The organism is Pseudomonas sp. FP603, from assembly GCF_030687415.1.
Lineage (GTDB): Bacteria > Pseudomonadota > Gammaproteobacteria > Pseudomonadales > Pseudomonadaceae > Aquipseudomonas > Aquipseudomonas wuhanensis.
Window position 1 is genome coordinate 6,068,020 of sequence record NZ_CP117431.1, and the last position, 19,513, is coordinate 6,087,532.

Below are 19,513 nucleotides of genomic sequence, written 5' to 3' on the forward strand. Positions count from 1 at the left end.
CTGCCTCCAAAACTAGTGTAGGAGCATCACCATGAAGAAGATCACCCCCAATCCTCCAGAAACCGATACCCCTTCAGAAGCCGAAACCCTCGACCTGACCCAACTCTCCAAAGCCACCCAACGCGCCGTCAGCGCCCGCTTGCGCAACCCGAAACAACCCGATCCCGTGAGCCATATTTTCACCATTCTCCCCGACGTCGACACACCCACCCTGCTCGCTCACGCCAGCGAAACCCTGGCCTCCATGAACGTCATGACCACCGACCTGGCCGACCAGCTCGAAGGCTCCCATCGCAATGTGGCATTGGCGATTCAGCAACTGGCCGTGCTGGCCGAGATGTTGATCAATCGAGCGCTGGATAACCTCGATTCGCCCACGCCGGCGGTCACGCCCGTCTGCCGCTGAATGATCGCGCTCGCTGATCGAATGGAGGTTTTGTCATGGATCGATACATGCCGGTCACCGGCATCGACTGCACCATCGCGTCGCTGCTGATCGACACCGAAGCGCCGCTGGACGTGCTGCATGAAACGGCGGCCTACCGCATCCGCACCGCGACTCAGTTGCTGGAGAGCTTCGCCGTCAGCGAAGGCGTTCACAGTGAGCTGGCGCGGGTGTTGGTAACTTCGTTGCGCGACGGCTGCGATTTGCTGGATGTGGTTGGGCGACGGTTGCAGATGCAGGTTTCGGCGTTATAACGAACCCCGCACAGGAAGACGTTTCTGCTCCTCACACAACAAGGCACCTGACGAAAATATCGCAGGTGCCTTTTTTCGATTGAGCGGATAGAGATGTTCTGAATGCGTGACATCTGGAGCAAAATGTTACGCATACGAAACAATATGGCACCTGATGACTCAACAATAGGTTTCATAATCTGTAACTTACTGTCGACTCAATGGACGCGCAGCAGACACGCTTTCGCTCTAGTGTGGAAAAGGGTTTCGCTGTCGGACTTGAACCACGTCCCCCTGGGAAATTTCCCGCAACCCGTAGCGACTTCCATGAACTGGCGAACAAAGTTTCCGGCCGATAGTCTTCACGCTTCGCTGCAAACCCTGCGGACGGTTTTGACAAGCCGAAACAGCGTAAGGATCCCTAACCCCCATGGAACGCCCTTATGAAAAAAATCACCCTGACATTAGTTGAAAATCCGGCCACTTCAGAGCCTGAAACCCTTGAGCCAACCCAACTCCCCCAAGCCACCGAACGCGCCGTCAGCGCCCGCCGGCGCAACCTGAACAGGAACATCTTCAGCGTCCGCCCCGACGTCGACACGCTCACCCTGCTCGCTCATGCCAGCGAAACCCTGGCCTCCCTCAACGTCATGACTATGGACTTTGCCGACCGACTCGAAGGCCCACAGCGTAATGTGGCACTGGCGCTTCAGCAGTTGACGATGCTGACCGAGCTTTTGGTCAACCGAGCGCGGGACAACCTCGATCCGAACGCGTCGGTGGCCGTAGGCGAGCCTCCCGTCCTTCACTGAAGGATCGCGCTCGTTGATTGAGCGACGGCTACAGACGCAGATTTCGGCGTAGAAAAGCAAAATGGGCGACCTCATTGAGGTCGCCCATTTTTGTTGATGCCGTCGTTGCTACTTCTTGAAGCCCAAGTCCTGAATGCCCTCATCGCCGCTCAACGTAGTTCGGGATGGAGCGCACATCGATGTTAATGCGCTATGCCGGCAGGTCTTTGTTGCTACCCAAAAGTCAGTGCAAATGGCGCCGCCGCTTTTTGGATGGCACTGACTACATGAGGGGGCTGTTGGGCAACGCATCTTCATCGTAGCGGTAAATGAAATCCTCAGAGCTGGTGAGGATTCGGCCGCTGCTCCCCTCGGGGGTACTGACTTTGAGCGAGGTCATTTTCATTTAGAACAGCTCACCAAGTTCTTCCAGAGTCGGCATGGCTGCCGGAATGACAGCAAGTTCGCAATCCAGAGCACCTAACACCCGCGCATAAGCACTCATGCTCACGGAAAGAGAGCCCTTCTCTACTGCGATGACTTTCTGCCGAGTCAGCCCGGCGAGTTCGGCAAGATTTGCTTGCGTCAGGCCACGATTCATACGCTTTTCGCGTATTTGCTTACCTAAGCGGCAGATCAACAAAGAATAATCCATGTTCCGTTACCGTGACATTTACATTCAAATGTACCGTATGCATAACATTAATACGACTCTAGAGTATTTCACTCACTCAGAGGCCGATTGGCGGCGGATCCATTCACCTTAAACATGAGGTACCGGACACGCCGGAGGGCAGTCATCCACATGAATTTTTCTTCACCCCACCGCCTCTCTCCAACCTGTACATTCCTCTCGCTCATTCAAGAAACTACGGTTTGCCCGCCCTCCCGCGGGCTTTTTTTTTGTCTGTCGTTTTGTTAGCGGTGATCTCAAGTGACCGGCGCACGGGCGCGGGTGCCTCAGCGGTACAAACACGAATCCTGCTCCGCACACCGCGCCAGATAACAATGCAAGGCCGTTCACGATTCGTTCAACATTCCCCCCCTATGCTCAAGCTTCCCGGTCCCCTGCTCGGTAGCCAGAAACTCATGTCACGTCCCGCCTCGTCGCTGTTTCTGCTCGCCGTTCTGCTGTTTTTCTTCGCGTTGGGCAATCACCAGTTACAAGGCTCCACGGAGGCCCGGGTTGCCGGGATTGCCATGCAGATGCATCTGGATAACGACTGGGTGACGCCTCGTTTGTTCGGCGAACCGTTTCTTGAAAAGCCGCCCTTGAGTTTGTGGCTCGATGCCGGGGCGATTCGCGCATTTGGCGGTACGCCTTGGGCGGTGCGGCTGGCGTCGGCGTTTGCCGGGCTCTTCAGCGTGATGCTGCTGTACGCGATGCTGCGACGGTTCGGCCGGCCCGAGGCAGTTGCGTGGACGGCGGGGATACTGCTGGCGACCATGGCCAGCTACTGGAGCAATGTGCGCGGCGTCGGTGAAGACGCGTTGCTGGCCCTTGGTGTGACCATGGCGCTCTTGGCGTTCTTTCAGGGGCAACGGCACTCGTCCGTTGGCAACGCGTTACTGTTTGCTTCAGGGATCGCCATCGCGACCTTGAGCAAGGGCGTACTGGGGCTGGCGATGCCGGGTGTGGTGATCTTCGCGTACCTGTCGGCCGAAACCGTGATGGACAAACGCCTGAAACTTTCGGACTGGCTGCGCCCCGGTCTGTTGACGCTGCTGGGGCTGGTGCCGTTGATGATCTGGCTCGCGCTGCTGTATCAACGCGGTGGGGCGCATGCCGTGGGGGAAGTGTTGCTGACCAACAGCGTCGGGCGCTTCAGCGGTTCCTTCGTCGAGGCCGGGCATTACGAACCGTTCTACTACTATCTGGCCAAGCTGCCGGAGGCCTTCCTGCCCTGGAATATTCTGGTGTACCTGGGGTTGTGGCATTTTCGCAAAAGCCTGATGGCCAATCGTTACCTGTTGTTCTTCACGGTGTGGCTGCTGGCGCAGTTCGTCATGCTGACCCTGGCGTCGAGCAAGCGCACGGTGTACCTGATGTCCATGACGCCTGCGGCGGCGGTGATCGCTGCAGAGTATGCGAACGTGCTGTTCGAACGACTCAAGGCCCACATCGAAGCCCCGACCTGGCTGGGAGTCATTGCCCGGCACCGTCGCGGTGTTGTCATGAGCGTACTGACCGTGGTGATCGGCAGTTACCCCGCCGCGGCTCAATGGGCATTGCCTCACGCCGATCGCAAACTGTCCTTCCTGCCGCTAACGGAGCAGATTCAGACGTTGCGGGCCAGCGGGCAACAGGTCGCGTTGTTTCAGGCCAACGAACGGGTGGGCGGCGCCAGCGTTTTCTATACCCAACGCGTGCTCGAGGGCCTGGATACCGAGGCGCAATTGCATGAGTTTCTGCGCGCTTCATCTTCCAATGTGGCGCTCATGGCCGGGGCACATGAACCCGCCGCGCCCTTGAAAGTGCTCAAGACCATGAAGGTGGGACGTCAGGCTTACTACTTTGTAACCCTGTAAACGGCTCAACAACAGGTGACGCAACCTTCTGCAGTACAGGCAGCTCCAGCCGCGCCCGCCCATAAAACGCCAACGCCGTCAGCAAACATGCCAGCCATACAAAGATTCCGGCCCAGAAGGTGTGGGACATGTAGTGCCACCCCTGTAGAACCCGCGTTGTGCCATAAACGAAACCGAGCAGCAGCGAGCCGTGCATCAGCGCTTTGGAATACCGCCAGCGATAGCGGCGCGCCACGAAGTACAGCGCGAGCATGGTGAAGCCGCCCGACGCATGTCCACCCGGCCAGCAACGACCGTCGCCGGCGACTTTCAGCAAATCGAAATTCTGGTACCACTCCTTGTGTTCGATTTTTCCGGCGTACTGAGTCGTTTCGACCGGGCAATACACACTGGTGTGGCCTTTGAGGTAGTGGATAACGCCAGTGCTGATGGAGAACGCGAACACCACATAGAGGAAGTCCCGACGGTGTTTACTGGCGAACCGAAGCACCGGTGCGATTTTGATTTTTTCCAGAAGTGCGATGATCTTCGAATGTTTTTCAGCCTTCAGACGCGGCCAGAGAAACGACAGCAAAGCGCCGATCATCGCGACCTCACCGGTCCAGTTCGGAATGATCCGCGCCCATTTATGGGTGATTTTCTCGAACAGATGAACATGCTGTAACGGAAACACCTGTGTGGCCGGATCATAAAAAAGATCGCTGAAGGCGATGTCGATTCTAGTCAGGTCAAACAGCAGGAACACCACGACCGCGCAGGCCAGCGGAATACCAAAGTTCACCCAGTAAAAGCGGTAACGGGAAGAAGTCAGCATCGTACGTCCTGATCCAGAGGGATGATGAAACTCACTCGGTGGTTACCGAACGCCAGTCCGAAGCCTCGATGAAACCGAGCATGTGTGGCGGCTGAGACTTTTTGGCGGAGATAAACAGCGAGGCGCCGTAACCAAGGGTCGCGGTCGGTAACTTGAGGTCTTTTTCCAGTTGCGCCATGCATTCGCTGTGGGTCACCAGAATCAGGTTGCGTCCGGCCTTTTTGTGCGCCAAGGCATCGCGCAGCATGCTGCCTCTGCAGTGGACCAACCAGTCTTCGTCGACGCCGACCTTGTTGAACATGTAACCGGCGGTTTGCGCCGTGCGCATCACCGGGCTGTTGTAGATGTCGGCCCGATCCAGGCCCAAACGCTCGAACTGCGCACCAACACTCACTGCCACGCTACGGGAGCGATCGGTGATGCCGTCATTGCCGCTCAGGCAGGCAGCCGTGGAGTGATCGCAGCGCTCGACGTGGCGCACCAGCACAATCATGTCGCCCTTGGCCCAACCGGTCGCCAACGCGCGAGCACCCGCCACGTTGCCATGGGCCAGGTCAGGGACGGCGGCGGGTCGCAACAGCCAAACCGTTAGCGGGATAACCAACAAGGCAGATGCCAGCACGACTGCGGCATTTCGATAACGGGCTAAACGGCTCAGATCGATCGAGCGTTTTATCCCGAACAGACTCAGTCTCAATTCCACATCAGGCCGCCTCGCTGGCATGCACCACTGTCATTCGTTGTCGCGAGGGTAAAGAGGCGCGCGTCGGTAGCCGGTGAAACCCATGTGAAAAAAAGCTTAAAACCCGCCTAAAAATCTTGTTACAGAATCCACCCAACAAAATCCTTTCAGCTCTCGCGATTACTGCCGATACAGACCTGCTAACCCTTTGCTGGCTCTTAAAACAACAATCTTCCAGCCAACCGACGATCAAGAAGCACAACGTTCCTGGAGGAATATTGATGAATAGCTGGTTCGGTAATATCAGCGTGAACCTGAAACTGGGCCTGGGATTCGGCCTGGTCCTGGCACTGACCTGCGTCCTCGCCCTGACCGGCTGGACGAGCCTGGGCGGGTTGATTGACCGCAGCAACTGGATGAGCGACATCACCGCGCTCAACGCTGGCCTGACCAAGCTGCGCGTGGTTCGCCTGCAATACATGCTGACCAACGGCGACGAAACCGCCGCACAGAATGTGCAGACAACCCTCGACGGCTTCATCGCTCAGCAACAAGCGTTGCTGTCGAGCTTCAAGAGCCCGGAAAACGTCAAGCTGCTCAAAGAGCAGAGCGCGACCATCAGCGCTTACCAGATATCCCTGAACAAAATGCGCAGCGCCTACCGCACCGGTAACAGCGCCCGCGACGCCATGGGCGCCAATGCTGAAACCGCCAGCAAGTTGATTGAAGCGATCAGTACCCGCGTGCAGCAAATGCCCCTGAGCGACCAACGCTTCGAACAGTTCCAGGCCATCACCGCGGCCAAGGAAGCGTTCATCCTGGCTCGCTACGAAGTGCGTGGCTACACCGCCAGCACCAACGCCGAGACCGAGCAAAAAGCCGTCGCCCAACTGGACACGGCCATCGCCAGCCTGAAACAACTCAGCGTGTATTTCGCCGAGACCCAGCAAGATGCTCTGAGCCAGCTGGAAACCGCGCTGAGCAACTACCGCAGCGCCTTGCAAGCGTATAAAGCCGCCAACACCGATGCGGTGCAGGCACGCAAGGAAATGACTGAGCAGGGCGCCACCATCGTGAGCCTGAGCGATCAGCTGTATCAGATACAGCTCGACCGCCGCGACGCCGAAAGCGCCCAAGCCCGCACGCTGCAATTGATCAGCACCTTGCTGGCGTTGCTGGTGGGCGTCATTGCCGCCGTGATCATTACCCGTCAGATCACCGGCCCGTTGCGCGATACCCTGGCCGTGGTCGAGCGCATCGCCAGCGGCGATCTGTCCCAGGACGTCAAAGTCACTCGCCGCGACGAACTCGGCGTGTTGCAGCAAGGCATCGCACGCATGGGCGTGACCTTGCGAGATTTGATCAGCGGTATCCGCGATGGCGTCACCCAGATCGCCAGCGCCGCCGAAGAACTGTCAGCCGTGACCGAGCAAACCAGCGCCGGGGTCAACAGCCAGAAGATAGAGACCGATCAGGTGGCCACCGCCATGCACGAGATGACTGCCACGGTGCAGGAAGTCGCGCGCAACGCTGAAGAAGCATCCCAGGCCGCAGCCGCCGCGGATGGCGAAGCGCGAGAAGGCGATAAAGTCGTCAACGAAGCCATTGCCCAGATCGAGCGCCTGGCCAGCGAAGTGGCGCGCTCCACTGAAGCCATGAGCGTACTACAGCAGGAAAGCGACAAGATCGGCAGCGTCATGGACGTAATCAAGGCCGTGGCCGAGCAGACCAACCTGCTGGCCCTCAACGCCGCCATCGAAGCGGCCCGTGCCGGTGAAGCCGGTCGTGGTTTTGCCGTGGTGGCCGACGAAGTTCGCGGCCTGGCCCAGCGCACGCAGAAATCCACCGAAGAAATCGAAGGCCTGGTGGCCGGCCTGCAGAACGGCACGCAACAAGTGTCGGCCGTGATGAACAACAGCCGCGCCCTGACCGACAGCAGCGTGGCGCTGACTCGCAAGGCCGGCGTGTCACTGGAAAACATCACCCGCACCGTGTCGAATATCCAGTCGATGAACCAGCAGATCGCTGCCGCCGCCGAGCAACAAAGCGCCGTGGCCGAAGAGATCAGCCGCAGCATCATCAACGTACGCGACGTGTCCGAACAGACCGCCGCCGCCAGCGACGAGACCGCGGCGTCCAGTGTCGAACTGGCGCGATTGGGTAATCAGTTGCAGATGATGGTGAGTCACTTCCGGGTTTGACGTTAAGTCAGCGGTGAATGACAGATCCATTCGCGGGCAAGCCTCGCTCCTACAGGGATTGCACATTACCTGTGGGAGCGGGCTTGCCCGCGAAGGCGATCTAACGCTCAGACACTAATCGCATTGGTAAACACCAACCGATTCCCGAACGGATCACTGATGGTCATATCCTGGCTGCCCCACGGCATGGCCTGAATTTGCGGGCGGGCGAACTGGTACTCCTTGGCCAGCAATTGCTGCTGAAAAGTCTCCAGTTCATCGGTCTCAATCCGCAATGCCGAGCCCGGTGTGCTGTCGCCGTGGTGTTCGGACAGATGCAGCACGCATTCGCCACGGGATATCTGCAGGTACAGCGGGAAGTTTGTTTCGAAACGATGCTGCCAGTCGACCTTGAACCCCAGAAAGTCGACGTAGAACTCCAATGCCTTGGTCTCATCGAAAATCCGCAGGATCGGGGTGGTTTTGCCGAAGCTCATGGAGTTGCTCCCAGACTGAAAAGGCCCAGAGTGTAGCTGGGCTGGATGTCAGCGCTTCGGCCTGGTTGCGGGATTCTTTAATGTCGCAGTGCCATCATCGGACGTAAATCAAAAGATCGCAGCCTTCGTCAGCTCCTACAGGGGCTGCGATTTTTCAGCATCACCGATCACCGAAACCCTTCACGCAAATCCCCTTCCCGCGCCAGAAACCGTCCCTCTCTTCTCCCGTTCGCCTGACCTTCGCTGTAACTCAAAACACCATTTATCCACACCCCATCAATCCCTTCCGCCGCCCGTTGCGGATCGTTGAAGTCCGCCACATCGCGAATCGTCGCAGGATCGAACAGCACCAGATCCGCCCAATACCCTTCGCGAATCTCGCCGCGGTCCTTCAAACCGAATCGCGCCGCCGATAGCCCGGTCATTTTGTGTACGGCGGTGTGCAGCGGAAACAGTCCCACGTCGCGACTGAAATGTCCGAGCACCCGCGGGAAAGCACCCCACAACCGTGGATGAGGAAACGGGTCTTCCGGCAAGCCGTCGGAGCCGACCATCGACAGCGGGTGCGCGAGGATTCTTCGTACATCGGCCTCGTCCATGCCGTAATACACCGCTCCGGCCGGTTGCAATCGGCGAGCGGCCTCGAGTAACGGCACGTCCCACTCGGCGGCGATGTCGATCAAATCCCGGCCACCCATTTGCGGATGCGGCGTGGACCAGGTGATGGTGATGCGATGGGCGTCGGTGACTTGCTTGAGGTCCAGCGTCGAAGAGCTCGCCGCATAGGGATAACAATCGCAGGCCACCGGGTGGTTTTTTGCGGCGTGTTCGAGGGAGGCCAGCAGTTGCGGACTACGCCCCCAGTTACCGGCGCCTGCACATTTGAGGTGGGAAATGATCACTGGCGTTTTCGCGTGGCGACCGATCTGGAACGCCTCGTCCATGGCCTCCAGCACCGGTTCGAATTCACTGCGCAAATGGGTGGTGTAAACCGCTCCGAATGCGTTCAGCTCTTCGGTTAATTGCATTACTTCTTCGGTGGAGGCGCAGAAAGCGTTGGCATACGCCAGGCCTGTGGATAACCCCAAGGCACCGGCCTCAAGACTGTCGCGCAGTTGCCCGCGCATCGCGCTGATTTCATCGGCGGTGGCCGTGCGAAACAGGTCGTCCAAGTGATTGCTGCGCAGCGCGGTGTGGCCCACCAATGCGGCCACATTGAGCGTGGTATTCGCCGCTTCGACGGCGGCGCGATAGTCGCTGAAGCGCGGATAGACGAACGCAGCCGCCGTGCCGAGGAGGTTCATCGGGTCCGGCGGCTCGCCACGCAAACTCACTGGCGATGCGCTGATCCCGCAGTTGCCGACGATCACCGTGGTCACGCCCTGGCTGAGCTTGGGCAGCATCTGCGGCTGGCGGATCACCACCGTGTCGTCGTGGGTATGCACGTCGATGAAACCCGGGGCCAACACCCTCCCGGCCGCGTCGATTTCTTCGGTGGCACGAGCGTCGTGCAAGTCGCCGATACGCTCGATTCGACCGTCCAGAATCGCCACATCAGCGGGGTAACCGGGGGTGTTGCTGCCATCAATAATCAGCGCGTTGCGGATCAGTGTGTCGTACGTCATGTCAGTCTCCCAGGGGCAAGTGATCGTCGCCGCCGCGGTAGTCGTCCAGGGCCAGTTTGATCCGCCGCAGACGTTCTTGATTGTCTTCAGGACTGGCCAGCGCCAGCTCGGTAGCGAGCACGTCGATGGCCAGCAGCATGCCGTAGCGCGCCGCCGTGGGTTTGTAGATGAAGGACGTCTCGGCGCTTTGCAGCGGCAACAGCACATCGGCCAGTTGCGCCAGCGGCGAGTCAGCCCGGGTGATCGCGAGAATTCGCGCGCCATAGCTGCGAGCCAGGTCCACTGCTTCGAGCAGCTCGGGCGTGATGCCGGTCAGCGAGCAGGCGATGACCGCGTGTTCGGCACCGAGGCTGGCAGCGGTGACGCGCATCATCACCGGGTCGTGACACACCGCGATCGGGTAGCCGAGGCGCACCAGCCGCACTTGCAGTTCATCACTGCACAAGGTCGAACAGCCGCCCATGCCGAAGGCGTGAATCATCCGCGCCTTGCCCAACAGTTTCACCGCCTCGGCGAAGCGCGATTCATCGAACGCCGACAAATGCTGACGCAAGGTCGACTCAATATCGCCGACGATCTGCCCGTAAAACGCCGACTGTTCAGGCGTTCCCGCCGGGTCGAGAAAGCGACTGCCGACACCGCTGGCCTGGGCCAGTTGCAGGCGCAAATCCCGCAGGTCGCGGCAACCGACCGTGCGCGCAAAACGCGACAACGTGGCGGTGCTGACTTCCGCCCGCTGCGCCAGTTCGTCGAGGCTGGCGGAGGCGGCAAATCCTACGTCGTCGAGCATCAGCCGAGCGATGCGTCCTTCGCCGGCGCTGAAGGAATCCTGACGGGCGCGGATCTGGTAGAGGATGTCCATGGCGGATGGCTCCGACTAAAGCAGGTAAGAAAGACCTACGGTCAAACCAAAGGCGACCACCGAGATGATGGTCTCGAGCACCGTCCAGGTCTTGAAGGTCTGGGTGACGGTCATGTTGAAGTATTCCTTGATCAACCAGAAGCCGCCGTCGTTGACATGGGAAAAGATAACCGACCCCGCCCCCGTCGCCAGCACCAACAACTCCGGGTGGGGATAACCCAGACCAACGGCCACCGGCGCAACAATCCCTGAAGCGGTGGTCATGGCTACCGTGGCGGACCCGGTGGCGATGCGCATCAATGCGGCGAACAGCCAGCCCATCAATAGCGGCGACAGCTGGAATTCATCGGCCAGGCTGACGATCTGATCGGTGACACCCGCGTCCACCAGAATCCGGTTCAAACCACCGCCGGCGCCTACCAGCAAGGTGATACTGGCGGTCGGCGCCAGGCATTCATTGGTGAACTTGAGGATTGATTCACGATTGAAGCCCTGGGCCAGGCCGAGGGTCCAGAAGCTCAGCAAGGTCGCCAGCAGCAAGGCGATGACCGAGTTGCCAATGAACAATAAAAACTGGTTGAAACCACTGCCCGGGGTGGAAATCAGATTGGCCCAACCACCGATCAACATCAGTACCACCGGCAACAGAATGGTCGTCATGGTGATGCCGAATCCCGGCAGGCTATCGCGCGGTTCACGCTCCAGGAACTGGCGCTCCAAAGGGTTATCCGCCGGCAACTGAATGCGTGGCACGATGAATTTGGCATACAGGGGACCGGCGATGATCGCGGTCGGAATGCCGATCAGAATCGCGTAGAGCAACGTCTGCCCCACCGATGCCTGATAGACCTGCACCGCCAGCATCGCTGCCGGGTGCGGCGGTACCAGCGCATGGACCACCGAGAGCCCCGCGACCATCGGCAAGCCGACCATCAGAATCGACACGCCCACCCGCCGCGCCACGGTGAACGCGATGGGCACCAGCAAGACGAAACCGACCTCGAAGAACAGCGGCAGTCCTACAAGAAAGGCGATACAGACCATCGCCCAATGCGCGTTTTTCTCTCCGAAACGGTCGATCAACGTACGCGCCACCTGCTCGGCGCCGCCAGACTCGGCCATCATCTTGCCGAGCATCGTGCCCAGCGCCACCACCAGCGCAATGTGCCCCAGCGTCTTGCCAACCCCGGCCTCATACGCGCCCACCACACCCGACGGCGGCATCCCGGCCAGCAGTGCCAAACCGATGGACACCAGCGTGATGACGATGAAGGGATTAAGCCGGTAACGGGCGATCAGAACGATCAGCGCAATGATGGCGATGGCGGCGTAAACCAGCAGCCAATAGCCGAAGGAAAGCGTCATGCGGTACTCCTCGAAAGGGTCACGTCGAATGGGTTGTGAAACTCATAAATCATTTCGACGAGCTACTTTCAAACGAAGTGAAAGTAATTTTCGTGGAGGGATAAGGGATGTCGTGCAGCGGTATGAGAGGTTGTGAGTTATGAAAATTCGGTAGTGAAACTTTCATCCCTCTACGATCGTTCCCACGCAGAGCGTGGGAACGATCACTCATTGATTTCAGTCGTGATGTTCACTGGCACGTTTGAGCAGTTTCTTGCACCGTTCGGACAAATGCAGCACGCGTAGCTGCTTGCCAGCCTTGGCGTAGCGCTCGCGCAATGTCTTCAGGGCAGCAATGGCCGAGTAGTCGACGAAGCTCAGGTGGCGACAATCAAGGGTCACCTGGGCCGGGTCATTGGCAGGGTCGAACTGATTGAGGAATGGCGTGGTAGAGGCGAAAAACAGTGTGCCGTGCAGGCGGTAGAGTTTGCTGCCGTCGCTTTCCTGATAGCTGTCGGCATACAGCTCGCGGGCCTGTTGCCAGGCAAAGTTGAGCGCCGCAATGATGATCCCGCACATCACGGCGACGGCCAGATCGGTGAACACCGTAATCACCGTAACAGCAAGGATCACCAAGACATCGTTGAGCGGCACCTTGTTCAACACCCGCAGCGAAGCCCAGGCAAAGGTCTGCTGCGACACCACGAACATCACCCCCACCAGGGCCGCCAGCGGGATACGCTCGATCAGCGGCGAAAGAAACAGAATGAACAGCAGAATCATCCCCCCGGCCACGGCACCGGACAGCCGACCGCGACCGCCAGAGCTGAGGTTGATCATGGTTTGCCCGATCATGGCGCAACCGCCCATGCCACCGAACACGCCAGAAACTATGTTGGCGGCTCCGAGCGCCACGCACTCACGGTCCGGATAGCCACGACTCTCTGTGATCTCGTCGGTGAGGTTCAGGGTCAACAGGGTTTCCAGCAAGCCGACCATCGCCATCAATATCGCGTAGGGGACGATGATGCGCAGGGTTTCCAGACTCCAGGGGATGTCTGGCAGCGCGAAGCTCGGCAAACCACCGGCAATATGCGCCATGTCGCCCAGGGTTCGTGTCGGCAAGCCGAGCAGGTAAACCGCCACCCCAACGCCCAGAATCGCCACCAGCGCCGGCGGCACGGCACGTGTCAGGCGCGGCATCAGGTAGACGATGGCCATCGTCAGCGCCACCAGCCCGATCATCATGTACAGCGGATCGCCACTGAGCCAGGTTTCACCGCTTTTGAAGTGCTCCAACTGGGCCAAGGCGATGACGATCGCCAGGCCATTGACGAAGCCGAGCATCACCGGATGCGGCACCATGCGTACCAGTTTGCCCAGCCTCAACAGACCGAACGCCAGCATGATCAACCCGCCCAGCAGCACAGTCGCCAGCAAGTACTGCACGCCGTGCTGCACCACCAGCGCGACAATCACCACGGCCATCGATCCGGCGGCACCAGACACCATCCCCGGCCGCCCACCGAACAGCGCAGTCAGGGTGCAGATGACGAAAGCGCCGTAAAGCCCCATCAATGGATTGAGGTGGGCCACCAGCGCGAAGGCGATGCATTCGGGCAGCAGGGCGAAAGAGGTCGTGAGCCCGGCCAGGACATCGGCGCGCAGACGTTTGGATTTCATGGTTTACCTAAAAATACAGGCGGGAGAAGAGAGGGCGGATGTTACGGAATTGAGGGCGGGCCGGCCAGTGAATGGGCCGCCAGAAACGCTTTCGCGAGCAAGCCCGCTCCCACAGTGGACTTGCGTCGATTCACGATGATGAGGACGACACAGAACCAATGTGAGAGCGGGCTTGCTCGCGAAGAACGATGACACGGTCTACGCATCACCCCTTGAAATCCGCAATCGCATAAGCCGCCAATTTGCCCTGGATGAAGTCCAGGAAGCACTGAATCCGTAGGGCAAGTTGCGAGTTACGGTAGTACACCGCGTTAATCGGTTGGCGGTATCCGCTGTTGAACTCCGCCAGCAGCACCTGCAAGCGACCGGCGCGGATGTCGTCGATGGTCATGAAGTGCGACAGACAGGCGATGCCCTGCCCTGCCAGCGCCAGGTGCCTGATCGTCTCGCCACTGGACGCGCTGATCGACGCCTGGATCGGCCAGCGATCACCGTGGACATAGCGCAACGGCCATTGGTTGAGGCCTTCGTTCTGGGTGAAACCCAGCAGCGTATGTTCGGCCAGATCGGCAACGGCCGCCGGTATGCCGTGTTGCTCCAGATACGCCGGGCTGGCGACGATGTGCAGCGGGCTGCAACCCAGTGAGCGGGCGTGCAAGGTCGAGTCGGCCAGTGTGCCAATGCGGATGGCGATGTCAGTGCTTTGCTCAAGCAGGTCGATGATCAGGTCGTTGCTGTTGAGTTCGAGCTGGATGTCCGGGTAGAGACGGCGGAACTCGTCAATGTACGGCACGATGGCGTGCAACATGAACGGCGAGGCGGCGTTTATTCGCAGCCGCCCGGAGGGGGTTTGCTGGCGTGAGGACAAGCGTTCTTCGAGCTCGTCCATCTGATCGAGAATCAGCTTGGCGTGCTCGAAGAAGTATTTGCCCTCTTCGGTCAGGTCCATGCGCCGCGTGGTGCGGTTGATCAGCGTGGTGTCGAGCTTGGCCTCCAGTCGCGACAACGTGCGGCTGACCGCCGACGGCGTTTGCCCGACCTGTTCGGCCGCAGCCGAAATCGACCCGCATTCAATCACGCAGACGAAAATCTGCAACTCATCGGATCTGGCTTTCACGTGTGTCCCTTATCGATAGTCCTGCGCTGTTTTACTGCGGAGCGAGGCTCGCCTGTGGACTGTCTGAACTACCGCGTTGGCAGGTTTTCCGCTTCGCGTACCAACGGGGGCAAGCCCCCTCGCCACAGGACTCCCTCGCCACAGATTCAGTCTCGCTTCAGATATCGATACTAGCTGAGCGTTATGCCCTAAGGCCAAACACCTCGCTCAAGTGCTGCTCATAACGCGCCACATCGGCTTCGATGTTCGGGCGCTTCATCACATCCACGCACAGGAAGGTCGGCAAACCGGTCATGCCCAGGAAGGTGTTGGCCTTGTGGAACGGGAAGTACACCGCGTCCACGCCCTTGGCTTCAAAGAAGTCGGTCGGGTCGTCGAAGGCTTGCTGCGGCGCATTCCAGGTCAGCGACAGCATGTATTTTTTTCCGTGCAACAAGCCGCCGCTGCCGTATTTTTGCGACGCATCGGAGCGCGTGCGGCCATCGCTGGCGTAGAGGCTGCCATGGCCTTCGGTGAAGACTTCATCGACGTACTTCTTGACAGTCCAGGGCGCGCCCATCCACCAGCCTGGCATCTGATAAATGATCACATCGGCCCAGAGGAATTTGGCGACTTCCTCCGCGATGTCATACCCCTCGTCGATGAACGTGGCTTTCACATCCACACCGCCGCGATCCAGCACGCTCAGCGCGGCTTCGTGCAGCGTCGTGTTGTAGCGACCATTGGAGTGGGCAAATTTTTTGCCGCCATTGAGCAACAGGACCTTTTTCATGAGAAGTCTCGCAAGGTTGAAATTCGATGGCCACAGAGTAGCGATCAGCCTCGCGCGGAATAAGCGCTCGATCCGCAAAATTCATTTGACCAATACGCACGAATCGATACGCGATTGTTGCCGTAACCTTGCGCCGATTCTGACTTTCAAGGACAACCTGATGAGCGAAGTTCAAGGCTTCATCCTGCACGCCAAGACCCGCCCGGAAAAAGCCGAGGCCTTCGAAGCGTTCTTCCGTGGCTATGTCGAACCGAGTCGCGCCGAACCCGGTTGCATCGAGTACCACATGCTGCGAGACAAACAGGACCCGACACTATTTATCTTCTACGAGATCTGGCAATCCCAGGCCCATCTGGACGTGCACTCGAACCTGCCGCACATGAAGCAGTTCCTCGACATGCGTATGGAGTATCTGGAGCGGGATTTCGATATCCGCCCGATCGAGATGCTCAGCGCGTCGTCGGCTAGCCGCTGATCAGCAAGTGGCCGCCGAGCACGCCGAGGCCGATGAAGAACACGCGCTTGAACAGCACGGCGCTGATCCGCTGGCGCAGCCATTGCCCCAGCAGCATGCCGAACACCGCAGGAATCAGCGCCAGCAGCGACGCGCTCAACTCGCCACTGCCGAGGGCGCCGCGCCATAACAGCCCGGCGGCCAACGCGAGGGTCGAGACGGTGAACGATAGGCCCAGCGCCTGCACCAGTTGATCCTTGTTCAAGCCCAGGGCTTGCAGATAAGGCACCGCCGGAATCACGAAGACGCCGGTGGCCGAGGTGATGATGCCCGTCAGCACACCGCAGAGCGGACCGAGCCAATGCTCAGTGCGACTGCCGACGCGCAGGGTCGGCAGGAACAGCCCGCTCAAGGCGTAAATCAACAACGCCGCCCCAAGTCCCCGCACGACCCAGTGTCCACCGGCCATGCCGATCCACAAAGTACCGGCGCCCGTGCCGATGAAAATCGCCAGGAGCATCGGCCACAAGCGGTTCAACAGCCCGCGCAAATGACCGCCGAATGCCAGTTGCCAGACGTTGGTCAGGGTAGCGGGAATGATCAACAGCGCCGCAGCCTGCGACGGCGCCATAGCCAGGCCTAGCAAGCCCATGGCGATGGTTGGCAGTCCGAGACCGATCACGCCTTTGATCACCCCCGCCAGCAGGAAGGTGGCGATAACCAATAAGGAAAGGGCCAAGCCCAGATGTTGGTAGAACGCGGCGAGTGTATTCATGGGGCTATGGTGAGCCCTGAAGGTGGCGCTGAAAATCTGCCATATACTGAGGTTGCCTCTTGCTCAACAAGAGGCATGATCGTTCCCATGCTCTGCGTGGGAATGTCTCAATGGACGCTCTGCGTCCGCTTCTGCATGTGACGCGGAGCGTCACGGGCTGCATTCCCACGCAGAGCGTGGGAACGATCTTCAGGATACCTGTATGCACTTCGACCTGACCGACCTGCGCCTCTACCTCAACATCCTCGCCACCGGCAACATCACCGCCGGCGCCGCCCGCAGCCATTTATCACTGGCGGCCGCCAGTGCGCGAATCCGTGCCATGGAAGCTTCACTGGGCATCGAATTTCTTGAGCGAGGCCGCCGCGGTGTCAGCCCGACGCCTGCCGGCAGGGCCCTGGCGCAGCACGCTCGAGTCCTTTTGCAACAGGCCGAGCGCATGCAGCAGGACCTGGCCGAATACGCCAAAGGGGTCAAAGGCCAGGTGCGGTTGTTGTGCAACACCACAGCGATCACCGAGTACCTGCCGGAGTTGCTGGCAGACTTTCTGCGCGACCATCCCAACCTCGACATCGACCTGCAAGAGCTGCCCAGCGCGCGCATCACCCATGCCTTGCGCCAAGGTGCAGCGGACCTGGGCATCGTGTCTGACGCCGTGGAGACCGACGGCCTTCAGACTCGCTATTTCCGCGACGACCCGCTGGTACTGATCCTGCCGCGCGATCATCCCTTGGCCGACACCGGACCGTTAAATTTCAGCGCAACCTTGCATCATGATTACGTCGGCCTGAACGCCAACAGCGCCTTGGCCGTGTATCTGGAAGAACAAGCCCTGCACAGCGGCTTACGGATGCAGATCCGCATTCGCGCCGATGGCTTCGATGGCGTGATGCGCATGGTCGCCCGAGGTGCCGGGCTGGCGATCGTGCCCTTGGCGGCGGTCGAACGCTGGTCAGCTGAAACACCGTTCAAAAGCATCGCACTGAAAGAGCCGTGGGCCCGACGCAAACTGTTGCTGTGCGCCCGGGACTTCACCGTACTGCCCGGTTATGCACAGGCCTTGCTGAACGCCTTGACTCTCCCCTGAGGGGCAGACTTTACCCTTGAGGTTTCATCTTCAGGGACCGTTACGATGAGCAAGCGAATTCTGGTGATCCTCGGTCATCCTTCAAGCAACAGTTTCTGCGGCGCACTTGCCGAACGCTACGCACAATCGGCATTGCGTGCCGGGTATGAGGTGCGCCAGTTGTTTCTAGGGAAAATGGACTTCGACCCGGTGCTGCGCGAAGGCTATCAACATGTGCAGCCGCTGGAAGCCGACTTGCGCCGTGCTCAGGCGGACATTCTGTGGGCCGAACACCTGGCCCTGGTCTACCCGATCTGGTGGGGCGGCGTACCGGCCTTGCTCAAGGGTTTTCTTGATCGGGTGTTGCTTCCGGGCTTCGCCTTCAAGTATCGCGAAGGCAAAGCCTTTCCCGACAAATTGCTGCATGGCCGCAGCGCGCATCTGCTCGTGACCATGGACACGCCACCCTGGTACTACCGCTGGATCTACCGCATGCCCGGGCTGCATCAGGTGCGCAAAACCACCCTGGCGTTTTGCGGCATCGAACCTCAGCGCACGCTCACCTTCGGGCCAGTCTTGGGGTCCAGCGCCGGTCAGCGCGAAACCTGGCTGCTGCAAGCCCAGGCTATCGCCAGCCGATGAGTCTGCCGATAATGGGGCTGGTTTACCCTCGGCAAAAAAGGACTTTTCATGTACATCGGCCAAGCCGCGCATCGCTCGGGCACGACGATCAAGAGTATTCGCCATTACGAGTCGATCGGCTTGCTGCCTGCCGCTCGGCGGCAAGGAAAATACCGCGTCTATGATCAGCACAGCGTCGACCTGCTGATCTTCATCAAGTGCGCTCAACACTTAGGTTTCAGGCTCAAGGAGTTGCAGGCGATCTTTACCGGACATCAAGGCCTGGCGATGCCCTGGTCATTGGCGCAGCAAGCCATCGATGCCAAGAAATGCGAAATCAGCGACAGGATTACCGCACTCAGGCATCAACACGAGCAATTGGTCGAGTTTGAAGCCAGCCTCACACAGGCCAGAGCCGATTGCCCGTTGGAAAGTCTTTGAGAGTCTGCGCGTTTCTGGACAGCTCAATGTCGAATACAGACAACTGAACGGTGTATGGGCGCTATAGGGTGCGACTTCAGTTCTTGAGCCCACTGCCCGGAGTCATCATGACCGCACCGATTACCGTTCTTCGCGACACTCACCCGCTGCCCGTGCTCGACGCCTGCAAATGGGAAAAACTCGAAGGCGACCCGCACACCGTCAACCTCAACGCGTACACCAGCGAAGATGGCAGCAAGATCATGGGCACGTGGATCTGCACGCCGGGCAAGTGGTACGTGGAATACGTGAAGTGGGAATACTGCCACTTCCAGGAAGGCTACTGCATCATCACGCCGGAAGGCATGGAGCCTATCCATCTGCGCGCCGGTGACATTTTCGTCATCGAGCCAGGCATGAAAGGCACGTGGGAAGTGGTTGAGACCGTGCGCAAGTATTTCGTGTTTGCCTGATGCAAAAAACCGAGAGACCACCCGACGTGGGCTCTCGGCAAAAATCTGATTGGAATGCGCATCCCTTGTGGCGAGGGAGCTTGCTCCTGCTGGTTCGCGAAGCGAACCCAACAAGCTGATGCGGTGTTTC

At 59.4% G+C, this 19,513-nt stretch carries 21 protein-coding genes; 10 read left to right on the top strand and 11 right to left on the bottom strand.

What is annotated here, in order from left to right; genetic code table 11:
• Positions 1-31: 31 nt before the first annotated feature.
• The 3 genes from PSH65_RS28085 to PSH65_RS28095 all read left to right on the top strand — a co-directional run bounded on the left by PSH65_RS28085 (position 32) and on the right by PSH65_RS28095 (position 1,490).
• The gene (locus PSH65_RS28085) at positions 32-406 is read left to right on the top strand and encodes a DUF6124 family protein (protein ID WP_305423662.1); all 375 of its coding nucleotides are present in this window, start codon (positions 32-34) and stop codon (positions 404-406) included.
• Positions 407-441: 35 nt separating this feature from the next.
• Entirely contained in the window at positions 442-699 is a 258-nt protein-coding gene (locus PSH65_RS28090; protein ID WP_305423664.1) for a hypothetical protein, read from the top strand.
• Positions 700-1,121: 422 nt separating this feature from the next.
• Complete coding sequence (locus tag PSH65_RS28095) at positions 1,122-1,490, top strand: DUF6124 family protein (protein ID WP_305423666.1); 369 nt, start codon at positions 1,122-1,124, stop codon at positions 1,488-1,490.
• A gap of 385 nt (positions 1,491-1,875) precedes the next feature.
• On the opposite strand, the gene PSH65_RS28100 is transcribed toward PSH65_RS28095, so the two are convergent.
• Positions 1,876-2,124: a helix-turn-helix transcriptional regulator gene (locus PSH65_RS28100; RefSeq protein ID WP_305423667.1), complete on the bottom strand. Its 249-nt coding sequence runs from the start codon at positions 2,122-2,124 to the stop codon at positions 1,876-1,878.
• Between the two features lie 434 nt (positions 2,125-2,558).
• On the opposite strand from PSH65_RS28100, the gene PSH65_RS28105 reads away from it, so the two are divergent.
• Positions 2,559-3,998 carry a glycosyltransferase family 39 protein gene (locus tag PSH65_RS28105; RefSeq protein ID WP_305423669.1) on the top strand — a complete coding sequence of 480 codons (1,440 nt, stop codon included), beginning with the start codon at positions 2,559-2,561 and terminating at the stop codon, positions 3,996-3,998.
• Here PSH65_RS28105 and PSH65_RS28110 read toward each other — a convergent pair.
• Positions 3,949-4,812 (bottom strand): phosphatase PAP2 family protein, encoded by an 864-nt coding sequence (locus PSH65_RS28110; RefSeq protein ID WP_305423671.1) that lies wholly within the window; start codon positions 4,810-4,812, stop codon positions 3,949-3,951. The genes PSH65_RS28105 and PSH65_RS28110 overlap by 50 nt on opposite strands.
• Before the next feature lie 31 nt (positions 4,813-4,843).
• Complete coding sequence (locus tag PSH65_RS28115; RefSeq protein WP_305423672.1) at positions 4,844-5,515, bottom strand: histidine phosphatase family protein; 672 nt, start codon at positions 5,513-5,515, stop codon at positions 4,844-4,846.
• A gap of 260 nt (positions 5,516-5,775) precedes the next feature.
• Between PSH65_RS28115 and PSH65_RS28120 the strand changes: the two genes are divergently transcribed.
• Positions 5,776-7,695, top strand: a complete 1,920-nt coding sequence (locus tag PSH65_RS28120) for a methyl-accepting chemotaxis protein (RefSeq protein WP_305423673.1) — start codon at positions 5,776-5,778, stop codon at positions 7,693-7,695.
• A gap of 107 nt (positions 7,696-7,802) precedes the next feature.
• On the opposite strand, the gene PSH65_RS28125 is transcribed toward PSH65_RS28120, so the two are convergent.
• From PSH65_RS28125 to PSH65_RS28155, 7 genes are all read right to left on the bottom strand, one after another.
• Entirely contained in the window at positions 7,803-8,171 is a 369-nt protein-coding gene (locus tag PSH65_RS28125) for a glyoxalase superfamily protein (RefSeq protein ID WP_305423675.1), read from the bottom strand.
• Positions 8,172-8,338: 167 nt separating this feature from the next.
• Positions 8,339-9,796, bottom strand: coding sequence for an amidohydrolase family protein (locus tag PSH65_RS28130; protein WP_305423676.1), 1,458 nt, complete (start codon positions 9,794-9,796; stop codon positions 8,339-8,341).
• Between the two features lies 1 nt (position 9,797).
• Positions 9,798-10,658: a MurR/RpiR family transcriptional regulator gene (locus PSH65_RS28135; protein ID WP_305423677.1), complete on the bottom strand. Its 861-nt coding sequence runs from the start codon at positions 10,656-10,658 to the stop codon at positions 9,798-9,800.
• Between the two features lie 15 nt (positions 10,659-10,673).
• Positions 10,674-12,023: a gluconate:H+ symporter gene (locus PSH65_RS28140; protein ID WP_305423678.1), complete on the bottom strand. Its 1,350-nt coding sequence runs from the start codon at positions 12,021-12,023 to the stop codon at positions 10,674-10,676.
• Between the two features lie 216 nt (positions 12,024-12,239).
• Positions 12,240-13,685 carry a SulP family inorganic anion transporter gene (locus PSH65_RS28145; RefSeq protein WP_305423679.1) on the bottom strand — a complete coding sequence of 482 codons (1,446 nt, stop codon included), beginning with the start codon at positions 13,683-13,685 and terminating at the stop codon, positions 12,240-12,242.
• Between the two features lie 205 nt (positions 13,686-13,890).
• Positions 13,891-14,802: a LysR family transcriptional regulator gene (locus tag PSH65_RS28150; protein ID WP_305423680.1), complete on the bottom strand. Its 912-nt coding sequence runs from the start codon at positions 14,800-14,802 to the stop codon at positions 13,891-13,893.
• 181 nt (positions 14,803-14,983) lie between these two features.
• A complete protein-coding gene (locus PSH65_RS28155; protein ID WP_305423682.1) occupies positions 14,984-15,574 on the bottom strand; it encodes an NAD(P)H-dependent oxidoreductase in 591 nt (196 codons plus the stop codon).
• Positions 15,575-15,734: 160 nt separating this feature from the next.
• Here PSH65_RS28155 and PSH65_RS28160 point away from each other — a divergent pair, with 160 nt between their 5' ends.
• Positions 15,735-16,049, top strand: coding sequence for a putative quinol monooxygenase (locus PSH65_RS28160; protein WP_305423683.1), 315 nt, complete (start codon positions 15,735-15,737; stop codon positions 16,047-16,049).
• Here PSH65_RS28160 and PSH65_RS28165 read toward each other — a convergent pair.
• Positions 16,039-16,803, bottom strand: a complete 765-nt coding sequence (locus PSH65_RS28165) for a sulfite exporter TauE/SafE family protein (RefSeq protein WP_305423685.1) — start codon at positions 16,801-16,803, stop codon at positions 16,039-16,041. The genes PSH65_RS28160 and PSH65_RS28165 overlap by 11 nt on opposite strands.
• A gap of 202 nt (positions 16,804-17,005) precedes the next feature.
• Between PSH65_RS28165 and PSH65_RS28170 the strand changes: the two genes are divergently transcribed.
• The 4 genes from PSH65_RS28170 to PSH65_RS28185 all read left to right on the top strand — a co-directional run bounded on the left by PSH65_RS28170 (position 17,006) and on the right by PSH65_RS28185 (position 19,383).
• Positions 17,006-17,890, top strand: a complete 885-nt coding sequence (locus PSH65_RS28170) for a LysR substrate-binding domain-containing protein (protein WP_305423686.1) — start codon at positions 17,006-17,008, stop codon at positions 17,888-17,890.
• 45 nt (positions 17,891-17,935) lie between these two features.
• Positions 17,936-18,511, top strand: a complete 576-nt coding sequence (locus PSH65_RS28175; protein WP_305423688.1) for an NAD(P)H-dependent oxidoreductase — start codon at positions 17,936-17,938, stop codon at positions 18,509-18,511.
• Between the two features lie 48 nt (positions 18,512-18,559).
• Positions 18,560-18,931 (top strand): MerR family transcriptional regulator, encoded by a 372-nt coding sequence (locus PSH65_RS28180; RefSeq protein WP_123498819.1) that lies wholly within the window; start codon positions 18,560-18,562, stop codon positions 18,929-18,931.
• Between the two features lie 107 nt (positions 18,932-19,038).
• The gene (locus PSH65_RS28185) at positions 19,039-19,383 is read left to right on the top strand and encodes a cupin domain-containing protein (RefSeq protein WP_024781087.1); all 345 of its coding nucleotides are present in this window, start codon (positions 19,039-19,041) and stop codon (positions 19,381-19,383) included.
• Positions 19,384-19,513 lie beyond the last annotated feature (130 nt).